The organism is Pseudarthrobacter sp. B907 (genome assembly GCF_040137805.1).
Classification (GTDB): Bacteria; Actinomycetota; Actinomycetes; order Actinomycetales; family Micrococcaceae; genus Arthrobacter.
Map to the genome: position 1 here is coordinate 59385 of NZ_JBEEQE010000016.1, position 15720 is coordinate 75104.

At 68.5% G+C, this 15720-nt stretch carries 15 protein-coding genes; 9 read left to right on the plus strand and 6 right to left on the minus strand.

From position 1 onward, the window contains the following. Positions 1-37: 37 nt before the first annotated feature. Genes ABLI39_RS13710 through ABLI39_RS13720 form a run of 3 tightly spaced genes read left to right on the plus strand, consistent with a single transcriptional unit; the run spans position 38 to position 3571 of the window. Positions 38-493, plus strand: coding sequence for a MaoC family dehydratase (locus ABLI39_RS13710; protein ID WP_349413976.1), 456 nt, complete (start codon positions 38-40; stop codon positions 491-493). 45 nt (positions 494-538) lie between these two features. Further along, the gene (locus ABLI39_RS13715; protein ID WP_349413977.1) at positions 539-1885 is read left to right on the plus strand and encodes an MFS transporter; all 1347 of its coding nucleotides are present in this window, start codon (positions 539-541) and stop codon (positions 1883-1885) included. 42 nt (positions 1886-1927) lie between these two features. Beyond that, positions 1928-3571, plus strand: coding sequence for an acyl-CoA synthetase (locus ABLI39_RS13720; protein ID WP_349413978.1), 1644 nt, complete (start codon positions 1928-1930; stop codon positions 3569-3571). 35 nt (positions 3572-3606) lie between these two features. On the opposite strand, the gene ABLI39_RS13725 is transcribed toward ABLI39_RS13720, so the two are convergent. The 3 genes from ABLI39_RS13725 to ABLI39_RS13735 form a co-directional block, all read right to left on the minus strand. Then, positions 3607-4230: a LysE family transporter gene (locus ABLI39_RS13725; protein WP_349413979.1), complete on the minus strand. Its 624-nt coding sequence runs from the start codon at positions 4228-4230 to the stop codon at positions 3607-3609. A 71-nt stretch (positions 4231-4301) separates the two neighbouring features. Continuing rightward, positions 4302-4853 carry a dihydrofolate reductase family protein gene (locus tag ABLI39_RS13730; RefSeq protein WP_349413980.1) on the minus strand — a complete coding sequence of 184 codons (552 nt, stop codon included), beginning with the start codon at positions 4851-4853 and terminating at the stop codon, positions 4302-4304. Positions 4854-4979: 126 nt separating this feature from the next. After that, entirely contained in the window at positions 4980-5441 is a 462-nt protein-coding gene (locus ABLI39_RS13735) for a hypothetical protein (RefSeq protein ID WP_349413981.1), read from the minus strand. Between the two features lie 367 nt (positions 5442-5808). On the opposite strand from ABLI39_RS13735, the gene ABLI39_RS13740 reads away from it, so the two are divergent. Beyond that, positions 5809-6408 (plus strand): PKD domain-containing protein, encoded by a 600-nt coding sequence (locus ABLI39_RS13740; protein ID WP_349413983.1) that lies wholly within the window; start codon positions 5809-5811, stop codon positions 6406-6408. A 25-nt stretch (positions 6409-6433) separates the two neighbouring features. Here the strand turns inward: ABLI39_RS13740 and ABLI39_RS13745 are convergent, their stop codons facing one another. Both ABLI39_RS13745 and ABLI39_RS13750 read right to left on the minus strand, forming a co-directional pair. After that, a complete protein-coding gene (locus ABLI39_RS13745) occupies positions 6434-7249 on the minus strand; it encodes a methyltransferase domain-containing protein (protein ID WP_349413984.1) in 816 nt (271 codons plus the stop codon). Positions 7250-7328: 79 nt separating this feature from the next. Beyond that, positions 7329-7832 (minus strand): MarR family winged helix-turn-helix transcriptional regulator, encoded by a 504-nt coding sequence (locus tag ABLI39_RS13750; RefSeq protein WP_349413985.1) that lies wholly within the window; start codon positions 7830-7832, stop codon positions 7329-7331. A gap of 172 nt (positions 7833-8004) precedes the next feature. Between ABLI39_RS13750 and ABLI39_RS13755 the strand changes: the two genes are divergently transcribed. Further along, positions 8005-10221, plus strand: a complete 2217-nt coding sequence (locus ABLI39_RS13755; protein ID WP_349413986.1) for an MMPL family transporter — start codon at positions 8005-8007, stop codon at positions 10219-10221. A gap of 52 nt (positions 10222-10273) precedes the next feature. On the opposite strand, the gene ABLI39_RS13760 is transcribed toward ABLI39_RS13755, so the two are convergent. Then, positions 10274-11236, minus strand: a complete 963-nt coding sequence (locus ABLI39_RS13760; protein WP_349413987.1) for an NAD-dependent epimerase/dehydratase family protein — start codon at positions 11234-11236, stop codon at positions 10274-10276. Positions 11237-11368: 132 nt separating this feature from the next. Here ABLI39_RS13760 and ABLI39_RS13765 point away from each other — a divergent pair, with 132 nt between their 5' ends. From ABLI39_RS13765 to ABLI39_RS13780, 4 genes are all read left to right on the plus strand, one after another. Then, positions 11369-12103, plus strand: a complete 735-nt coding sequence (locus ABLI39_RS13765; RefSeq protein WP_349413989.1) for a TetR/AcrR family transcriptional regulator — start codon at positions 11369-11371, stop codon at positions 12101-12103. A 114-nt stretch (positions 12104-12217) separates the two neighbouring features. Next, the gene (locus ABLI39_RS13770; RefSeq protein WP_349413990.1) at positions 12218-12679 is read left to right on the plus strand and encodes a hypothetical protein; all 462 of its coding nucleotides are present in this window, start codon (positions 12218-12220) and stop codon (positions 12677-12679) included. Positions 12680-13011: 332 nt separating this feature from the next. Then, positions 13012-14874, plus strand: a complete 1863-nt coding sequence (gene dnaK / locus ABLI39_RS13775) for a molecular chaperone DnaK (RefSeq protein ID WP_349413991.1) — start codon at positions 13012-13014, stop codon at positions 14872-14874. A gap of 2 nt (positions 14875-14876) precedes the next feature. Next, on the plus strand, positions 14877-15521 hold the full coding sequence (locus ABLI39_RS13780; RefSeq protein WP_349413992.1) for a nucleotide exchange factor GrpE: 645 nt from the start codon (positions 14877-14879) through the stop codon (positions 15519-15521). Positions 15522-15720 lie beyond the last annotated feature (199 nt).

Genomic DNA, 15720 nt, shown 5'->3' on the forward strand with positions numbered 1-15720 from the left:
GTCGATCCGCTCACCCCAACCACCACAGGAGCCAAAGATGCCCAACCTCGTCGTCGACTTCGACAAACTGCTCACCCTCGCCGGCACCGACCTCGGCGTCACCGACTACCGCGAAATCAGCCAGGAACAAATCAACAAATTCGCCGACGCCACGGGCGATGACCAGTGGATCCACGTGGACCCGGAACGCGCCAAGGACGGCCCCTTCGGCGCCCCGATCGCGCACGGCTTCCTCACCCTCTCGCTGATCATCCCGTTCTGGGGCGAGCTGTTCGACGTCGAGGGCGTCACCACCAAGGTCAACTACGGCCTGGACAAGGTCCGCTTCACGTCCCCGGTCAAGGTCGGCTCGAGGATCCGGATGCGCGCCACGATCGCCGAAGTCACCGAGGTCAAGGGCGGAGCCCAGATCAAGGTGTCCAACACTATCGAAATCGAAGGCCAGGAACGGCCCGCCGTCGTGGCCGAATTCCTCGCCCGCTTCTACAAATAAGCCCCACCCACCATCCCACCACCCCCACTGCCCCAAGGAACAACGATGTCCCAGATTTCGCAGTTGCAGAACATGGACGCGGGCACGCGTCGCCGGGAGGCCCGGACCGTCATCGCCTCCAGCTACCTCGGCAGCACCATTGAGTATTACGACTTCCTGCTCTACGCCACGGCCGCGGCCGTGGTCTTCCCCAAGGTGTTCTTCACCGGCATGGACGACTGGGTCGGCGTCGTGGCCGCCTACGGCACCTTCGCCGCGGGCTACGTCGCCAGGCCCCTGGGCGGCATCATCTTCGGCCACTTCGGCGACAAACTCGGCCGCAAGGGCATGCTGATTGTCTCCATGCTGGTCATGGGCATCGCGTCCACGCTGATCGGGCTCGTCCCGGACGCCTCAGTGGCCGGCCCCTGGGGCGCCGTCCTGCTGGTCATCCTGCGCGTATTCCAGGGCATCGCCGTCGGCGGCGAATGGGGCGGGGCGGCGCTGATGGCGCTGGAGCACTCTGAGTCCGGCAAACGCGGCTTTGCGGCGTCCTTCGTCAATGCCGGCGCGCCCACCGGCGCGGTGCTCGGCACCCTGGTGATGGGCGCCTTCTCCGCCCTGCCGAACGCGCAGTTCCTGGCCTGGGGCTGGCGGGTGCCGTTCCTGCTGTCCTTCGTGCTGCTGGGCGTGGGTATGTTTGTCCGGCTCAAGGTCTCCGAAAGCCCGATCTTCAAGGCCGCGCTGGAGAAGGAGCAAGCCGAGGAGGCCGCGCAGGGCGCGGCAGGCCGCCGGGAGGTCCCGCTGCTGCAGGTGCTGCGGCGGCCGAAGACCCTGATCTTCACCATGCTGGCCGGAGCCGCCGGGTTCGCGCTGCAGGTCGTGCTGGCAACTTTCTCCGTCACCTACGCGGTGTCCAAGGGCGCCGACCGCCAGGGCGTGCTCTACGCATTCGCGGCGGCGTCGTTTGTCTCGATCATCTTTGTGGTCATGGGCGGCCGGCTCTCCGACAAGCTGGGCCGGCGGCCCGTGATGATCGGCGGCCTGGTGCTCTTCATCGCCTACCTCGTCCCGATGTTCCAGCTGCTCTCCTCCAACAACATCGGCCTGATCTTCGTGGCGTTCGCGGTGGGCCTGATGATCCACTCCACGCTGTTCGGCCCGCTCGCGGCCTTTGTCTCCGAGCAGTTCGGCACCACGTCCCGCTACACCGGGGCCTCGCTGGGCTACCAACTGGCCACCCTCCTGGGCGCAGGGTTCACCCCCGGGATCGTGGCGCAGATCTTCAAGGACTCGGGACAAAACACCTCCTCCGTGGTCTGGTACCTCGCCGTCATGTCGGTTGTGTCGATCGTCTTCATCCTGCTGACCCGGGAGCCGAAGAATAACGATCTGGAAGCCGTCCGGTCCTAACCGGCCCTTCAGGCACTACCGTCGAACTAGAAAGGATTTGCCATGGAGAATCTTGGCATCGGCTCCTGGCTGCAGCGTCGCAGGCCAAAGTCGGGCACAAAGGCCGCCGTCATCGCCGGAACCCGGGAGCTCAGCTACGAGGAGTTCGCCCGGCGCGCCGCCCGGCTGGCGAACGCCCTGCGGGACCGCGGGGTGGCCAAGGGAGATCGGGTGGCATACCTCGGTGAGAACGATCCATCCTTCCTGGAGACCCTGTTTGCGGCCGGGCTGCTCGGTGCGGTCTTCGTTCCGCTCAACACCCGGCTGGCTCCGCCCGAAATCCAGTTCCAGCTCCAGGACAGCGGAGCGGTGCTGCTGGTCCATGCGGCCGCCCTCGCCGGCCTCGCCGAGCGCGGCTCGGCGGGGACGGCGGTGCAGGGCCGTGTTGTGGTCGACGACGGCGACGCCTCCGCCGACGTGCTGTCCTCCGCCGAGGACGCGCTGTCCTCCGGCGGCGCGGTGCCCGACGGCAGCGGCGCAGCGCCCGCCGTCGTCGGGTCCGCCTCTGCCGCCTCCGCCGAAGAGTTCGAAGCGGTGCTGGCCTCCGGCGCCGAGCTGGCCCCCGACGTGCCCGTGGGGCTCGACGACCCGGCCATGATCCTCTACACCTCGGGAACCACCGGCAACCCCAAGGGGGCGCTGCTGACGCACGGCAACATCACCTGGAACTGCATCAACGTGCTGGTCGATTTCGATTTCTCCTCCGCCGATGTGGCCCTGATGATCTCGCCGATGTTCCACGTGGCCTCGCTGGACATGGGCGTCCTGCCCACGCTCCTGAAGGGCGGCACCGTGGTCCTGGAGCCCAGGTTCGACCCACGCCGCACGCTGGAGCTGATCCAGCAGCACCGCGCCACCACCATCAGCGGGGTTCCCACCACCTACCAGATGCTGTGCGAGCACCCGGACTGGGATTCCACCGACCTCAGCTCGCTCAACAAGCTCACGTGCGGCGGGTCCGCGGTGCCGATGCGGGTCCTGGAGGCCTACGAGCGGCGGGGCCTGCGGTTTTCCAACGGCTACGGCATGACCGAGACGGCCCCCGGCGCCACCACCCTGCCGGCCGCCCGGTCCCGGGACAAGGCCGGCTCCTCCGGCCTGCCGCACTTCTTCACGGACGTCCGCGTGGCCGATCCCCTCGACCCGGAGGCCGGCCAGGCCGCGCCGGGTGCCGTGGGGGAGATCCAGATTAAAGGGCCCAACGTCATCGAGCAGTACTGGAACCGGCCCGAGGCCTCGGCCGATTCCTACACCCCGGATGGCTGGTTCAAATCCGGCGACATGGGCTACAAGGACCCGGACGGTTTCGTCTTCATCTCCGACCGGCTCAAGGACATGATCATCTCCGGCGGGGAAAACATCTACCCGGCCGAGGTTGAGCAGGCCATCGCCGAGCTCGACGCCGTCGGAAGCGTCGCCGTGATCGGCGTCCCGGACGAGAAGTGGGGCGAGGTGCCCCGGGCCGTGGTGTTGCTGCGGGAGGGCGCCGGCCTCACGGAGGATCAGCTGCGCGCCCACCTGGACGGCCGGCTCGCGAGGTACAAGATCCCCAAGTCGGTGGTGTTCGTGGACGAGATGCCCCGGACCGCCAGCGGCAAGATCCGGAAAGCCGAGCTGCGGAAACTGGCACCCGCCAACGGGCAATAAGCGCGGGCGGGCGCTTGCGGCCCGGTCCGCCGAGACTAGTGGAGCAGAGCCAGCAGGACGCCAACGGCCATAAACAGCACCCCGAAGGTCCGGTTGAGGATCCGCTGGCCGCGGGCGTCGTGCGTGAAGCGCTGGAAGGTGGTCGCGGCCGCGGCGAAGAAGAACCACATGACCAGGATGTCGATCACGATCACGGTGGCGGCGAGGACCAGGTACTGCGCCAGCAGCGGCTGGTCCGGGCGGATGAACTGGGGCATAAACGCCAGGAAGAAGACGATCGCCTTGGGGTTGAGCAGGTTGACCCAGAGGCCGCGGCGGAACATCGAGAACGCAGGCTCGTTGCGCAGGGCCACGGCCTTCTCCTGGTCCAGGTCGGGCTTGTGCCGGAACTGCTGGATGCCCAGGTAGACGAGGTAGGCGGCGCCGGCGTACCGGATGATGTTGAAGGCCAGCGGCGAGCTCGCCACGAGCACCCCGACGCCGAGGGCCACGACCAGGATGTGCACCACCAGCGCTGCCTGCTGGCCCAGGATGCCCCAGATGGAGCGCCGGAAGCCGGAGTTCAGGGAGTTGCTCATGGTGTTGATCGCGCCCGCGCCGGGGGTGAAGCTGATCAGGACACCGGCGCCGGCCAGGGCGAGCCAAAGGGAGAGTTGCACCTGCCAAGTTTACGGTTCCGCCCCTGCCCGGGCCGCCTTGATGACGGGCCGGGCCCAGGGGCGGGCCGGGGTCAGCCCTGGCGGATGCCGTATTCGAGGATCATGTTGCCTTTGCTGGTCTGCTGGGACGACTGAAGCTCGAGCCGGGTCAGGGGGTCGCCGTCGTTGAACAACCGCCGGCCGCTGCCGGCAATCACGGGATGGACGATCAGCATCAGGCTGTCCAGCAGTCCGGCGAACAGCAGCTGGCGGACCAGGGAGATGCTGCTGAAAACGCCGATGTCGCCGCCGTCGCCGTTCTTCAGGTCCGCAACGAAGTCCTCCAGCGGCCGGTCGATCAGCCGGGAGTTCTGCCAGTCCAGGTCCCCGGTCAGAGTCCGGGAGGCCACAAATTTGGGCAGCGGATTGATAAAACCGCCGAAGTCGGCGTCGGCCTCGGCGTTCGGCCAGTACTGGGACCATTGCTGGTAGCCGACGCGGCCCAGGATGCCGGCGTCGATCCGGCCCATCATCTCGCCCATCCCCGCTCCCAGCTCCGCGTCGAAGCTGTCGAACTGCCACAGGAACGGGTCTTCCACCACACCGTCCACGGAACTGAACAAACCGGCCGTGACCTTGCGCATGCTTTCTCCTCACCGTTGGGTACTTGACTGCACCCTAGCGGCAGTCGGGATGACGGGGAAAGGGCGGCAGGAAGTTGCTCCGGACCGCGGCGCCGCGGTCCGGAGCCCTTCCGAGCGGGGTGCGGGTCAGCCGTTGGCTGCGGATCCGTCCGAATCCGCATCGCCCGGGCCGCCATGCCCGCCCGGGCCCTGGCCCTCCTGGGCGCCGGTCACGGCGAAGTTGTCATCCAGCAGCACGGTGGCACGGGTGCCGTCGGCCTTGGTGATGTGCGCTTCGTACGTCGCGCCGTCGGCGTCGGTCTCCATCCGCTCGATCGTCGCACCGGGCTGGGCTGCCTTCACCGCCGCTTCGACCTTCGCGGCGGTGTCGCCGGTGAGAATCTCCTCCGTTTTGCCGTTGGCCTGGTGCCGACCGCGCGCGGCTCCGCCGCTCCCTGCCGTGCCGCTGCCGGTGGCGGCGGTTGTGGCCGACGACGTCGTCCCGGCCGCGTCGTCGGCCATCGCCGGGAGGGCCGAGGCTCCGATCGCGCCGCCGCCGATTACCGCGGCAAGCATGAGTGCCGCTGTGCCTTTATTGATCTTTGCCATGGTGCTGCTCCTTCGCTGGGGTCCGGGATTCCGGGCCGGCCGACGTTTGCGGCTGTAACCAGCGTGGTATGCGCAGATTTGGCGGGACTTTGGCGGCACTGTGGCGCCGCTGTGAAGGCAGCGGCGCCGGCACCGCTCCGCCAGCGCGCGTGGAGACAACCAGGGCGCGGGGCGTTACGATGCTCTCAACCGTGCGGCATCAGTGCAGCAGCCAGGCTTGGGGGAGTCGATGGACAGGATCGTCGGAACGATGTTTGCCGGAGCCTTACTACTCACAGCGTCGTCCTGCGCTCTACCCGAGGATGGAGCGTCGTCATCCTCCGCAGCGCCACTGTCCGCCACGCCCTCGTCTACCACGCCCCGGTCCGTGCCGGCCGTGAACTCGGCGGCCCCGGCGGCCGTGCCCCTGCCCGAGCTTCGGTTCGCCAACCCCGACTACTACGCCATGCCCGGCCAGACAGTCACTTTCAGCGTCTCCGAATCGCTGCCCCGCGGGGTCAACATTGCGCAGTACGAATGGGATTTCGACGGCAACGGGGTGGTTGACCAGGTGGGGCCGATCCCGGTGGCAACCCACAGCTATCCCGCCCTGTTCGAGGGCACCGCCACGGTGCGGATCACTCACGCCTCCGGACGCCGGTCGACGGCGTCGACCGGCGTCCACATCGGCCGCGGCCCCAGGGACGGGCTCCCCGTCGCCCCCGTCAACGTGAGCGTGGCGGTGACCGCCCATTCCAACGGCATCAGCACCGTTCACGTAACCTGGGAACCCGGCGGACCGGAGCCCTATCGGTGGGGTGTCACCGTGGACGGCATTCCCGCGGGCATGGTGGAGGGAGCGGCGCGGTCCGCGACCATCACGGACGTGCACCGTGTCAGGGACGTGAGGATCGGCGTTGTCGGTTTCACCCAGAACCAGGCCATGGGGGACTCGGCCAGCGTGACGCTTCCCGCGCTGTCCTACTAGGCTCCCGCTCCACGCCCGCAGGGTCTCAGGCCCGGGCGATCACTTCGCCGTTGGGAATCAGGAACCAGCCGTCGTCCGTGGAGCCCCAGCGGTGCCAGCCCGCGGAGATCCGGGCCAGGTCCGCCGCGCTGGCGAAGCCGTACTCGAGCGCCTGGTCCGCGAACGCCGAGTGCAGCACCCGCTCGCCCCAGACCCGGGCCTGCCAGCGGCGCTGCTGCCCGGTCGCGTAGAGCCAGTTGCTGCTCGACGGTGCGACGTCGGTGAACCCGGCCGCCTGAGCCCACGACACGAGCCGGCGCCCGGCGTCGGGCTCGGCCCCGTTCCGACGCGCGATGCGCTGGTAGAGCTCCATCCACTCATCCAGTTCGGGAACGGCGGGATACCAGCTCATTCCGTGGAAATCGGCGTCACGCACCGCCACGATCCCGCCGGCCTTGGCCACCCGGCGCATCTCCCGGAGGGCGGCCACCGGATCCGTGAGGTGCTGCAGCACCTGGTGGGCGTGGACGACGTCGAACGTCTCGTCCGCGAAATCGAGGTCGTAGATGTTGCCGGCGACGAAGTGGACGTTGGCCACCCCGCGCTCAGCGGCCAGGGCGCCCGCCTGGCCGATCACCTCGGGCGAGCGGTCCAGCCCGGTGACCTCGCCGGGGGCCACAAGCCCGGCGAAATCGCAGGTGATGCTGCCAGGTCCGCAGCCGACGTCGAGGACCGACACCCCGGGGGTCAGGTGCGGGAGGACGAACGCCGCTGAGTTCTGCGCCGTGCGGGAGGCGTGGGCGCGGACCACGGACTCGTGGTGGCCGTGGGTGTAGACGTCGTCGGGCTGCTGGGCGCTCATAAGGAAACGCTACGCCGACCGCAGCCGGATGGAGCCCAACTGACTGCCGCCAGTTGTTGTGGACCCCTCGAAACGACAACTATTGCGAGTCAGAGGGGGGAAGGGCTGCTTCTTCGCCGGCGCGGACCGTCGCGTCGATCATCGCGTGCATAAACCGGGTGGCGAGCTCGAGTTCCTCGGCCGTGAAGCCCGCCAGCGCGGCGGCCATGTGCCGGGCGAGCGGGGCAAACATGGCGCCGCCGTCGCGGTAGGCCTTAGGCGTCATCCGGAGCTGGACCTGACGGCGGTCCGAGCCCTGCCGTTCGCGGACCACGTGGCCGGACTTGTCGAGCCGGTCGATCAGGGCGGTGGTGGCGGGGGAGCTGAGGTGGAGTTCCCGGCGCAGCACCCCGGGCGTGACCACCTGGTTCCTGGACGTGTGCTGCATGATCACGGACAGGGCGTTCAGGTCGGTGCGGTGCATGTCATTGCGGGCGCCGGCCGCATCCGCAAAGCGGTTGGCCTCCAGACTGAACTCCTGGAGCAGGCTGACAAGCGGCGGCGGGCCTGCGGCGTCGGGGCGTCCCGGCGGTTCAGTTGACATCTCACCCCTCCTGCTCCGCCCCGGGGGGCTTGCGCGGTTTGCGCCATCCGGAGTTTACTCCAGCCCGTCCGCTGCAGCAGCGAAATATTTCTAGACTGTCACTTATATCCATGATGGAGATAATCTATGATTTACTAAATTCTACTCCGCGTCGCCACCCGAGAAGGACACCATGAAACACAGCCGGCAAAACCCCCACCGAGTCCCGTTCTGGCTGCGCTGGCTCGTGCCCGCCGTCCTGGTCGTCGCCTGGCTGGCCATCGCGGGTATCGGCGGCCCTACCTTCGGGCGGCTCAGCGAGGTCTCCTCCAACGACCAGGCCTCATTCCTGCCCGCTGGCGCCGAGGCCACCGCGGCCCAGGACTGGCAGGCGAAGTTCCGCGACTCCAAGGAGATCCCCGCGGTCATCGTGATCGAGGGCGATTCCGCCTTCACCCCGGCGCAGCTTGGCGAAGCCGCCGCGCTCAAGGGCAAGCTCGCGGCCCTGCAGGCCGGCAGCACCGTGATCGGCCCCATTCCGTCCGAGGACTCGAAGGCCGTGCAGTTTGTGGTGCCAATCGCCTCCGGCGGTGAGGTGAAGACGGTCGTCAAGGAACTCCGGGACGAGGTCAAGGCCTCGGCGCCGGAGGGCATGCGGACCTTCGTGACGGGCCCGGCCGGCCTCACGGCAGACCTGGTCAGCGCGTTCGCCGGCATTGACGGCATCCTGCTGCTGGTGGCCCTCGGCGCGGTGTTCCTGATCCTGCTCGTCGTCTACCGCTCGCTGCTGCTGCCGATCGCCGTGCTGTTCACCTCGGTCTTCGCGCTCTGCGCCGCCATCCTGCTGGTCTTCGGCATGGCGAAGCTGGGCTGGATCCAGCTCAACGGCCAGAGCCAGGGCATCCTCTCCATCCTTGTCATCGGTGCCGCCACGGACTACGCGCTGCTCTACGTCGCCCGGTTCCGGGAGGCCCTGACGCACACCACCAACCGGACGGCCGCGGCGCTGACCGCGTGGAAGGCGGCCTGGGAGCCGATCCTGGCCTCCGGCGCCACGGTCATTATTGCCCTGCTCTGCCTGCTGTTCTCCGACCTCAATTCCAACAAGGCCCTTGGCCCGGTGGCGGCCGCGGGCATCCTGTGCTCGCTCTTCGCGGCCCTGACCCTGCTGCCGGCGATGATGGCGCTGCTGGGCCGCGCGGCCTTCTGGCCTTTCCGCCCCAAGCTGCTGCCGGAGACAGAGCGCGAGCCGGAACTTCTTACGGGCCTCGAGGGCCAGAAGGGCCTCTGGCGTGCCACCGGCTCCCTCGTTTCACGCCAGCCGCGCACCGTCTGGATCGCCTCCGTGCTGCTGCTGTTGGTGGCCTCCGCCGGCGTCCTGCAGCTCAAGGCCAACGGCGTGCCGCAGACCGACGTCATCCTCGCCGCCTCCAACGCCGTCGATGGCCAGGACGCGCTGGCCCGCCACTTCGACGCCGGCTCCGGCAGCCCCGCCGTGATCGTCGCCGACGAGGCGAAGGCCCAGGAGGTGCTCGCCAAGACCAAGGCGAGCGACGGCGTCGGGGACGCCTATCTGCTGGCCGAGGGCAGCGTGCCCATCGTTCCCGTCGCCCCCGGCGCACCGGCTGCGCCCGCCGCCCCGGCCGTCCGGGACGGGAAGGTGCTGATCAATGCGACGCTGAACTTCGCCGCGGACTCCAACGAGGCGGAAAACGTTGTGCTGGACCTCCGTCGGGAACTGAAGAAGATCGACGGCGGAGCCCTGGTGGGCGGGGTGACCGCCACGGCCCTGGACACCAACACCACGGCCCAGCGGGACCTCGTCACCATCATTCCGGTGGTGCTCGGCGTGATCCTCGTGATCCTGATGCTGCTGCTGCGCTCCGTCCTCGCCCCGGTGCTGCTGGTGGCCTCGGTGGTGCTCTCCTACGGCGCGGCCATGGGCGTCTCGGCCGTCGTGTTCAACCACATCCTGGGCTTTCCGGGGGCGGACGCCACCGTTCCGCTCTTCGGCTTCGTGTTCCTCGTCGCACTGGGCGTGGACTACAACATCTTCCTGATGAGCCGGGTCCGCGAGGAGTCCATCAAGCACGGCACCCGGCCGGGCATCCTGCGCGGCCTCGGCGTCACCGGCGGGGTAATCACCTCGGCCGGCGTGGTGCTGGCGGCGACCTTCGCGGCCCTGGGCGTTATCCCGATCATGTTCCTGGTACAGCTTGCGTTCATCGTGGCGTTCGGGGTGCTGCTGGACACCGTCCTGGTCCGCTCCCTGCTGGTCCCGGCTCTCGCCTATGACATCGGCCCGCGGATCTGGTGGCCGGGCAAGCTCGGACGCCCCGACGCGGATGCGGCCGGACGCGGACTGCCGGCCGCCCCGGAGCCGGAAACCGCCGAGGCGGGAATCCGCTAGCCGGGTCCCCGTCTGCTTCCGCCGCTTGCCGGCCTCATTGCCGCAGCCGCCGTCACCGTTTCTGGTCCCCCCACCAGGCAACCGTGGCGGCGGCTGCTTCCGAGAGCGGCGTCGGCTGCAACCCCAGCGCCGCCTCGCTCGCGGCGGAATCCATCACGAACGGTTTCTCGAACTGGTAGAGCATCTCCGCCACCTCCCGGAGATCCGGCGCGAACAATCCGAAGGACCGCAGTGCCCAGCCCGGGAGCGCTGCCATTTTGGGCTTTGCGACGCCGGCAGCTTCAGCGAACGCCGTTGCCAGCTGACGCTGCGTGACGGCAGGTAAAGAGGGCGTGTGCCACACCTGGTTCCATAGCTGCGGCGCCTGGGCGGCGTGGATCATGGCGGCCGCCAGGTCGGGCACGTAGGTGAACGCGTGCGGCTGGTCCGCGCTGCCGACCACCCACAATTTCCTTCCGGCCAAAACGGGCCGCACCATGCGCTCGCCGGCATGGGAGGTCCTGACGCGTGGACCAAAGAAGTCGCCCGCGACCATGCTGAGGGTGTTGGCGGCCGACGCCGCCCGCGCCTTGAGCAGTGCAGTGCGGATGCCGCGCTTGCCGCCCCGGGCCTCCCGGGGACCCGTCTCGGTCATCGGCCGTTCCGGCTCGCTGTAGGAATACAGGCTTTCCGGAAACACGACGACGGCGCCGGCCTCGGCCGCAGCGGCCAGCACCGTCTGCTCGGCGCCCGGAAGCTCCGCCGCCCAGGCCCGTGCCGTGTACTGCGATCCGTGGATGCAATGGAAGACAGCTTTGGCGCCCTGGAACAGCTGCCCCAGCCGCGCCGGGTCGGAGACATCCGCGGTGATCCGCTCGACGTAGGGATGGGACGGCCCGCTGCCGGAACGGGTGAGCACCCGCACCCGGTGGCCTGCCGTGGCGAGCTGCTCGGCAACCGTCCAGCCGACCGGACCGGCGCCGGTGACAACAAAGAGCGCAGGGCCCGTGGTGTCGGGGAAATCGGACGGGGACATGGCGTTCTCTCTTTCACTGTGATTGTCAGGGAGAGCGGTGCTCTCAAAATCAGGATGCAGAGGTTTCAGATGCAAGTCAAGAGCAGTGCTCACATTTGTTGACACTGCTCCGGATTGTGGAATGCTGGAGCCATGCCGCAGACCGCCACCGCCCCGCCCGCCAGGCCCTCCACGCCCCGCGAGCGGGCCCGGGCGCAGACCATCCGGGACATCGTGCGCATCGGCCGGGAACATCTTGCCCAGCACGGCGCCGCCGCGCTGTCCCTGCGCGCCGTCGCCAGGGAGCTTGGCGTCGTTTCCTCTGCCGTGTACCGGTATGTGGAGAACCGCGAGGAACTGCTGACCCTGCTGCTGGTCGATGCCTACAACGAGCTGGGGGACGCAGTGGACGCCGCCGTGCAGGCTTGCCCGGAGGGCGATTTCACCGCGAGGTTCGAGGCGCTCGGAGTGGCGGTCCGGGACTGGGCGCTGGCGCAACCGCCCAGCTATGCGCTGCTCTTCGGCAGTCCGGTACCCGGCTACCAGGCTCCGGCCGAGCGGACCACCGGCCCCGGGACGCGGGTGATCGGCACCTTGGCGGCCATCCTGGACGGTGCCTGGCGGGCCGGCCAGCTCTCCAGGGCGGACCCCCGGGGCGCCGCCGAGGCCGCGCAACTCGCGGCGGACCTGGCCAAAATCCGCGGCGAGATGGGGCTCGCCGTGCCCGACCCTGAGCTGGCGCGCGGTGTCCTGGTCTGGACCTCGTTGTTCGGCGCCGTCAGTTTTGAAGTGTTCGGCCAGTATGGCAAAGACACCTTCGCGGCCCGGGACAAGCTGTTCGCGCACCATCTGGCCGTCCTCGCCGGGGTGGCCGGGCTGCGGTCCTAGGCACGTCCCTTCCCGTGCGGCCGCTGGCCCGGCCCCCTGTTGCCTCCCGGTGGTGCTCGATAGACTGCGACTGCGCCAACGCCGGCGCCCACCGCCTGCAGGAGGGATCCACACATGTCTGAAAACAGTGAGTTCGATCGAGCGGCAGCACACGAGCGCCCCGGCGCCGCCCCGGTCCCGGCCGCCGACGAGCGGGTAGTCGACGAGCCGGCAGCGGAGGCCGACGCCGGCCAGTACGTCGAGGGCGACTACGGCCGGGCGGGCGTAGCGGGAGAGAATCCGGCAGCCGCGCCCGAGGGCGAGTACCCGGAAGGTGACTACGGCAAGGCGGGCCTGGCTAGCGGCACGCGCGTCGGGGACGAAGCTGGGGACTACCCCGAGGGTGACTACGGCCGCGCCGGCGCAACCGGACCGGACGCCGTCATCGGTGAGGAAGGCGAGTACCCCGAGGGCGATTACGGCACGGCAGGCGCAGCCGGTCCCCGGCGGACCGGTCACCGGGCCGAGGGCGCCGAGGACGAGCCGGTGGGGCGCGACGGCGCAGTCCGGGACGACGCGGGCCGAGAGGACACCTAGGCCGCCCGCCCACGCACTGCACCCTTTCACACGGCGTTCTCGCACAGCGAAACCAGCCACGACGGCGCATTGCCGCGCCCGAAAACCCGCAATAATCCGGGGCTCCGCGACGGCGCCGGCGCCTCTAAAGCCCCCCTGCGTCCGAAGTTGAGCGAACCCCACTCAACTTCGGATTGACTTCTCCGGAGCGCTGGGTAAAGTTGAGTGCAGAGCGCTCAATAAGTGGGCGCGCCTCGTCCTCGACGGGCTCGAACTCCGGGTATGGCCCGGCCGCCGGGCATCCGCCCGGTTGCCGGGGCCAGCAAGTTTCCAAGGAAAGAAGGAAGCAACACATGTCACGTGCAGTAGGTATTGACCTCGGAACCACCAACTCCGTCGTCTCCGTTCTCGAAGGTGGCGAGCCCACCGTCATTGCCAACGCCGAGGGTGGCCGCACCACGCCGTCGGTTGTTGCATTCTCCAAGTCCGGCGAAGTCCTGGTCGGCGAGATCGCCAAGCGCCAGGCCGTCAACAACATCGACCGCACCATCGCCTCCGTCAAGCGCCACATGGGCACCGACTGGAACATTGCGATCGACGACAAGAAGTACACCGCGCAGGAAATCTCCGCGCGCATCCTGATGAAGCTCAAGAACGACGCCGAGTCCTACCTCGGCGAAAAGGTCACCGACGCCGTGATCACCGTTCCCGCGTACTTCAACGACGCCGAGCGCCAGGCCACCAAGGAAGCCGGCGAGATCGCGGGTCTCAAGGTGCTGCGCATCGTCAACGAGCCCACCGCGGCCGCCCTGGCCTACGGCCTGGACAAGGGCAAGGAAGACGAACTCATCCTCGTCTTCGACCTTGGCGGCGGAACCTTCGACGTCTCCCTCCTCGAGGTCGGCAAGGACGAAGACGACTTCTCCACCATCCAGGTCCGCGCCACCGCCGGTGACAACCGCCTCGGCGGCGACGACTGGGACCAGCGCGTCGTTGACTACCTGCTGAACCAGCTCAAGGTCAAGGGCATCGACCTCTCCAAGGACAAGATCGCCCTGCAGCGCCTCCGCGAGGCAGCGGAACAGGCCAAGAAGGAACTCTCCTCCTCCTCCAGCACCAACGTCTCCCTCCAGTACCTCTCCGTCACCCCCGACGGCCCGGTCCACCTGGACGAGCAGCTGACCCGCGCCAAGTTCCAGGACCTCACCAAGGACCTGCTCGAGCGCACCAAGAAGCCGTTCCACGATGTCATCAAGGAAGCAGGCATCAAGCTCTCCGACATCGACCACATCGTCCTGGTCGGCGGTTCCACCCGCATGCCCGCCGTCTCCGAACTGGTCAAGGAACTCGCCGGCGGCAAGGAGCCGAACAAGGGTGTCAACCCGGACGAGGTCGTCGCCGTCGGCGCCGCGCTGCAGGCCGGTGTCCTCAAGGGCGAGCGCAAGGACGTGCTCCTGATCGACGTCACCCCGCTCTCGCTCGGCATCGAGACCAAGGGCGGCATCATGACGCACCTGATCGAGCGCAACACCGCCATCCCCACCAAGCGCAGCGAGACCTTTACCACGGCCGACGACAACCAGCCGTCCGTCGCGATCCAGGTCTTCCAGGGCGAGCGCGAGTTCACCCGCGACAACAAGCCGCTGGGCACCTTTGAACTGACCGGCATTGCACCGGCCCCGCGCGGCGTTCCGCAGGTGGAGGTCACCTTCGACATCGATGCCAACGGCATTGTGCACGTCTCCGCGAAGGACAAGGGCACCGGCAAGGAACAGTCGATGACCATCACCGGCGGCTCCAGCCTCTCCAAGGAAGACATCGACCGGATGGTCCGCGACGCCGAGGAGCACGCAGCCGAGGACAAGGCCCGCCGCGAGGCGACCGACACCCGCAACACCGCCGAGCAGCTCGCCTACTCCGTGGACAAGCTGATCGCCGACAACGCCGACAAGCTGCCGGAGGAGGTCAAGACTGAGGTTCAGGCCGACGTCGACGCCCTCAAGGCCGCGCTGGAAGGCACCGACGACGCCGCCGTGAAGACCGCGTTTGAGAAGCTCCAGGCTTCGCAGACCAAGCTCGGCGAGGCCATCTACGCCCAGCCCGGTTCCCCCGACGGTGCCGCTGGCGCGCAGGGTGCCCCGGGCGGCGAGCATGCTTCCTCCGACGAGGACATCGTTGACGCCGAGATCGTTGACGAAGACGAGAAGAAGAAGTAATCATGCCGCACCACGGTAACGAAGAAGAGCACGCTGGCGAGGGCCGGGACGAGAGCCAGAAGCCGGTGATCCACGACAACCGCAAGGTTGATCCGAAGACCGGCCAGGCCCGCCATCCCGACCAGGAGCGCGCCGGGGACGCCGACGGCGGTGACGCACTGTCCCAGGCCGAGGACATCCTCAACAGCGTCGACGTCCCGGCGGCCGAGTCGGTGGCGCAGGGCGTCAGCGCCGGGGAGGCGGAGGAACTGAAGAACGACCTCCGCCGCCTGCAGGCCGAGTACGTCAACTACCGCAAGCGGGTCGAACGTGACCGCGCCGTAGCAGGGGAAATGGCCGTCATCGGCGTCCTGAACGCCCTGCTTCCGGTGCTCGACGACGTCGACGCCGCCCGGCAGCACGGCGACCTCGCGGACGGACCCTTCGCCGCGATTGCCGCCAAGCTGGAGAATGCGCTGAAGACCTACGGCCTGGTGCGCATTGACGAGACCGGCGTGGAGTTCGATCCCACGATCCACGAGGCCCTCATCCAGCAGCCCGGCCCGGACGTTGTCACCGACACCGTCAGCCAGGTCCTGCGTTCCGGCTACAAGTCCGGCGACCGGGTGCTCCGCGCAGCCCAGGTCATCGTGTCTGTTCCGGCGTAGGGTCACGTTTGGCGCTACGCCGGATAGGGGGCGGTGCCCGCTTCGCGGTGCCCTCCACACCGCCGCCCCCTATCCGGCCTCCGCGCCCGCGTTTTGCTCACCTAAGGTGAGTGGACAAACAGCGCGAAGCAGATGATGGGCCCTGGGAGTGGCATCGGGCCTGTCGGAGCGGGGGGGGGGGGGGGGGGGGGGGGGGGGG

Coding starts and splice junctions, on each gene's coding strand:
- ABLI39_RS13710 (WP_349413976.1), top strand. CDS start 38: ATGCCCAACCTCGTCGTCGACTTCGACAAACTGCTCACCCTCGCCGGC.
- ABLI39_RS13715 (WP_349413977.1), top strand. CDS start 539: ATGTCCCAGATTTCGCAGTTGCAGAACATGGACGCGGGCACGCGTCGC.
- ABLI39_RS13720 (WP_349413978.1), top strand. CDS start 1,928: ATGGAGAATCTTGGCATCGGCTCCTGGCTGCAGCGTCGCAGGCCAAAG.
- ABLI39_RS13730 (WP_349413980.1), bottom strand. CDS start 4,853: ATGCGCAAGGTCACGGCCGGTTTGTTCAGTTCCGTGGACGGTGTGGTG.
- ABLI39_RS13735 (WP_349413981.1), bottom strand. CDS start 5,441: ATGGCAAAGATCAATAAAGGCACAGCGGCACTCATGCTTGCCGCGGTA.
- ABLI39_RS13745 (WP_349413984.1), bottom strand. CDS start 7,249: ATGAGCGCCCAGCAGCCCGACGACGTCTACACCCACGGCCACCACGAG.
- ABLI39_RS13750 (WP_349413985.1), bottom strand. CDS start 7,832: ATGTCAACTGAACCGCCGGGACGCCCCGACGCCGCAGGCCCGCCGCCG.
- ABLI39_RS13755 (WP_349413986.1), top strand. CDS start 8,005: ATGAAACACAGCCGGCAAAACCCCCACCGAGTCCCGTTCTGGCTGCGC.
- ABLI39_RS13760 (WP_349413987.1), bottom strand. CDS start 11,236: ATGTCCCCGTCCGATTTCCCCGACACCACGGGCCCTGCGCTCTTTGTT.
- ABLI39_RS13765 (WP_349413989.1), top strand. CDS start 11,369: ATGCCGCAGACCGCCACCGCCCCGCCCGCCAGGCCCTCCACGCCCCGC.
- ABLI39_RS13770 (WP_349413990.1), top strand. CDS start 12,218: ATGTCTGAAAACAGTGAGTTCGATCGAGCGGCAGCACACGAGCGCCCC.
- dnaK (WP_349413991.1), top strand. CDS start 13,012: ATGTCACGTGCAGTAGGTATTGACCTCGGAACCACCAACTCCGTCGTC.
- ABLI39_RS13780 (WP_349413992.1), top strand. CDS start 14,877: ATGCCGCACCACGGTAACGAAGAAGAGCACGCTGGCGAGGGCCGGGAC.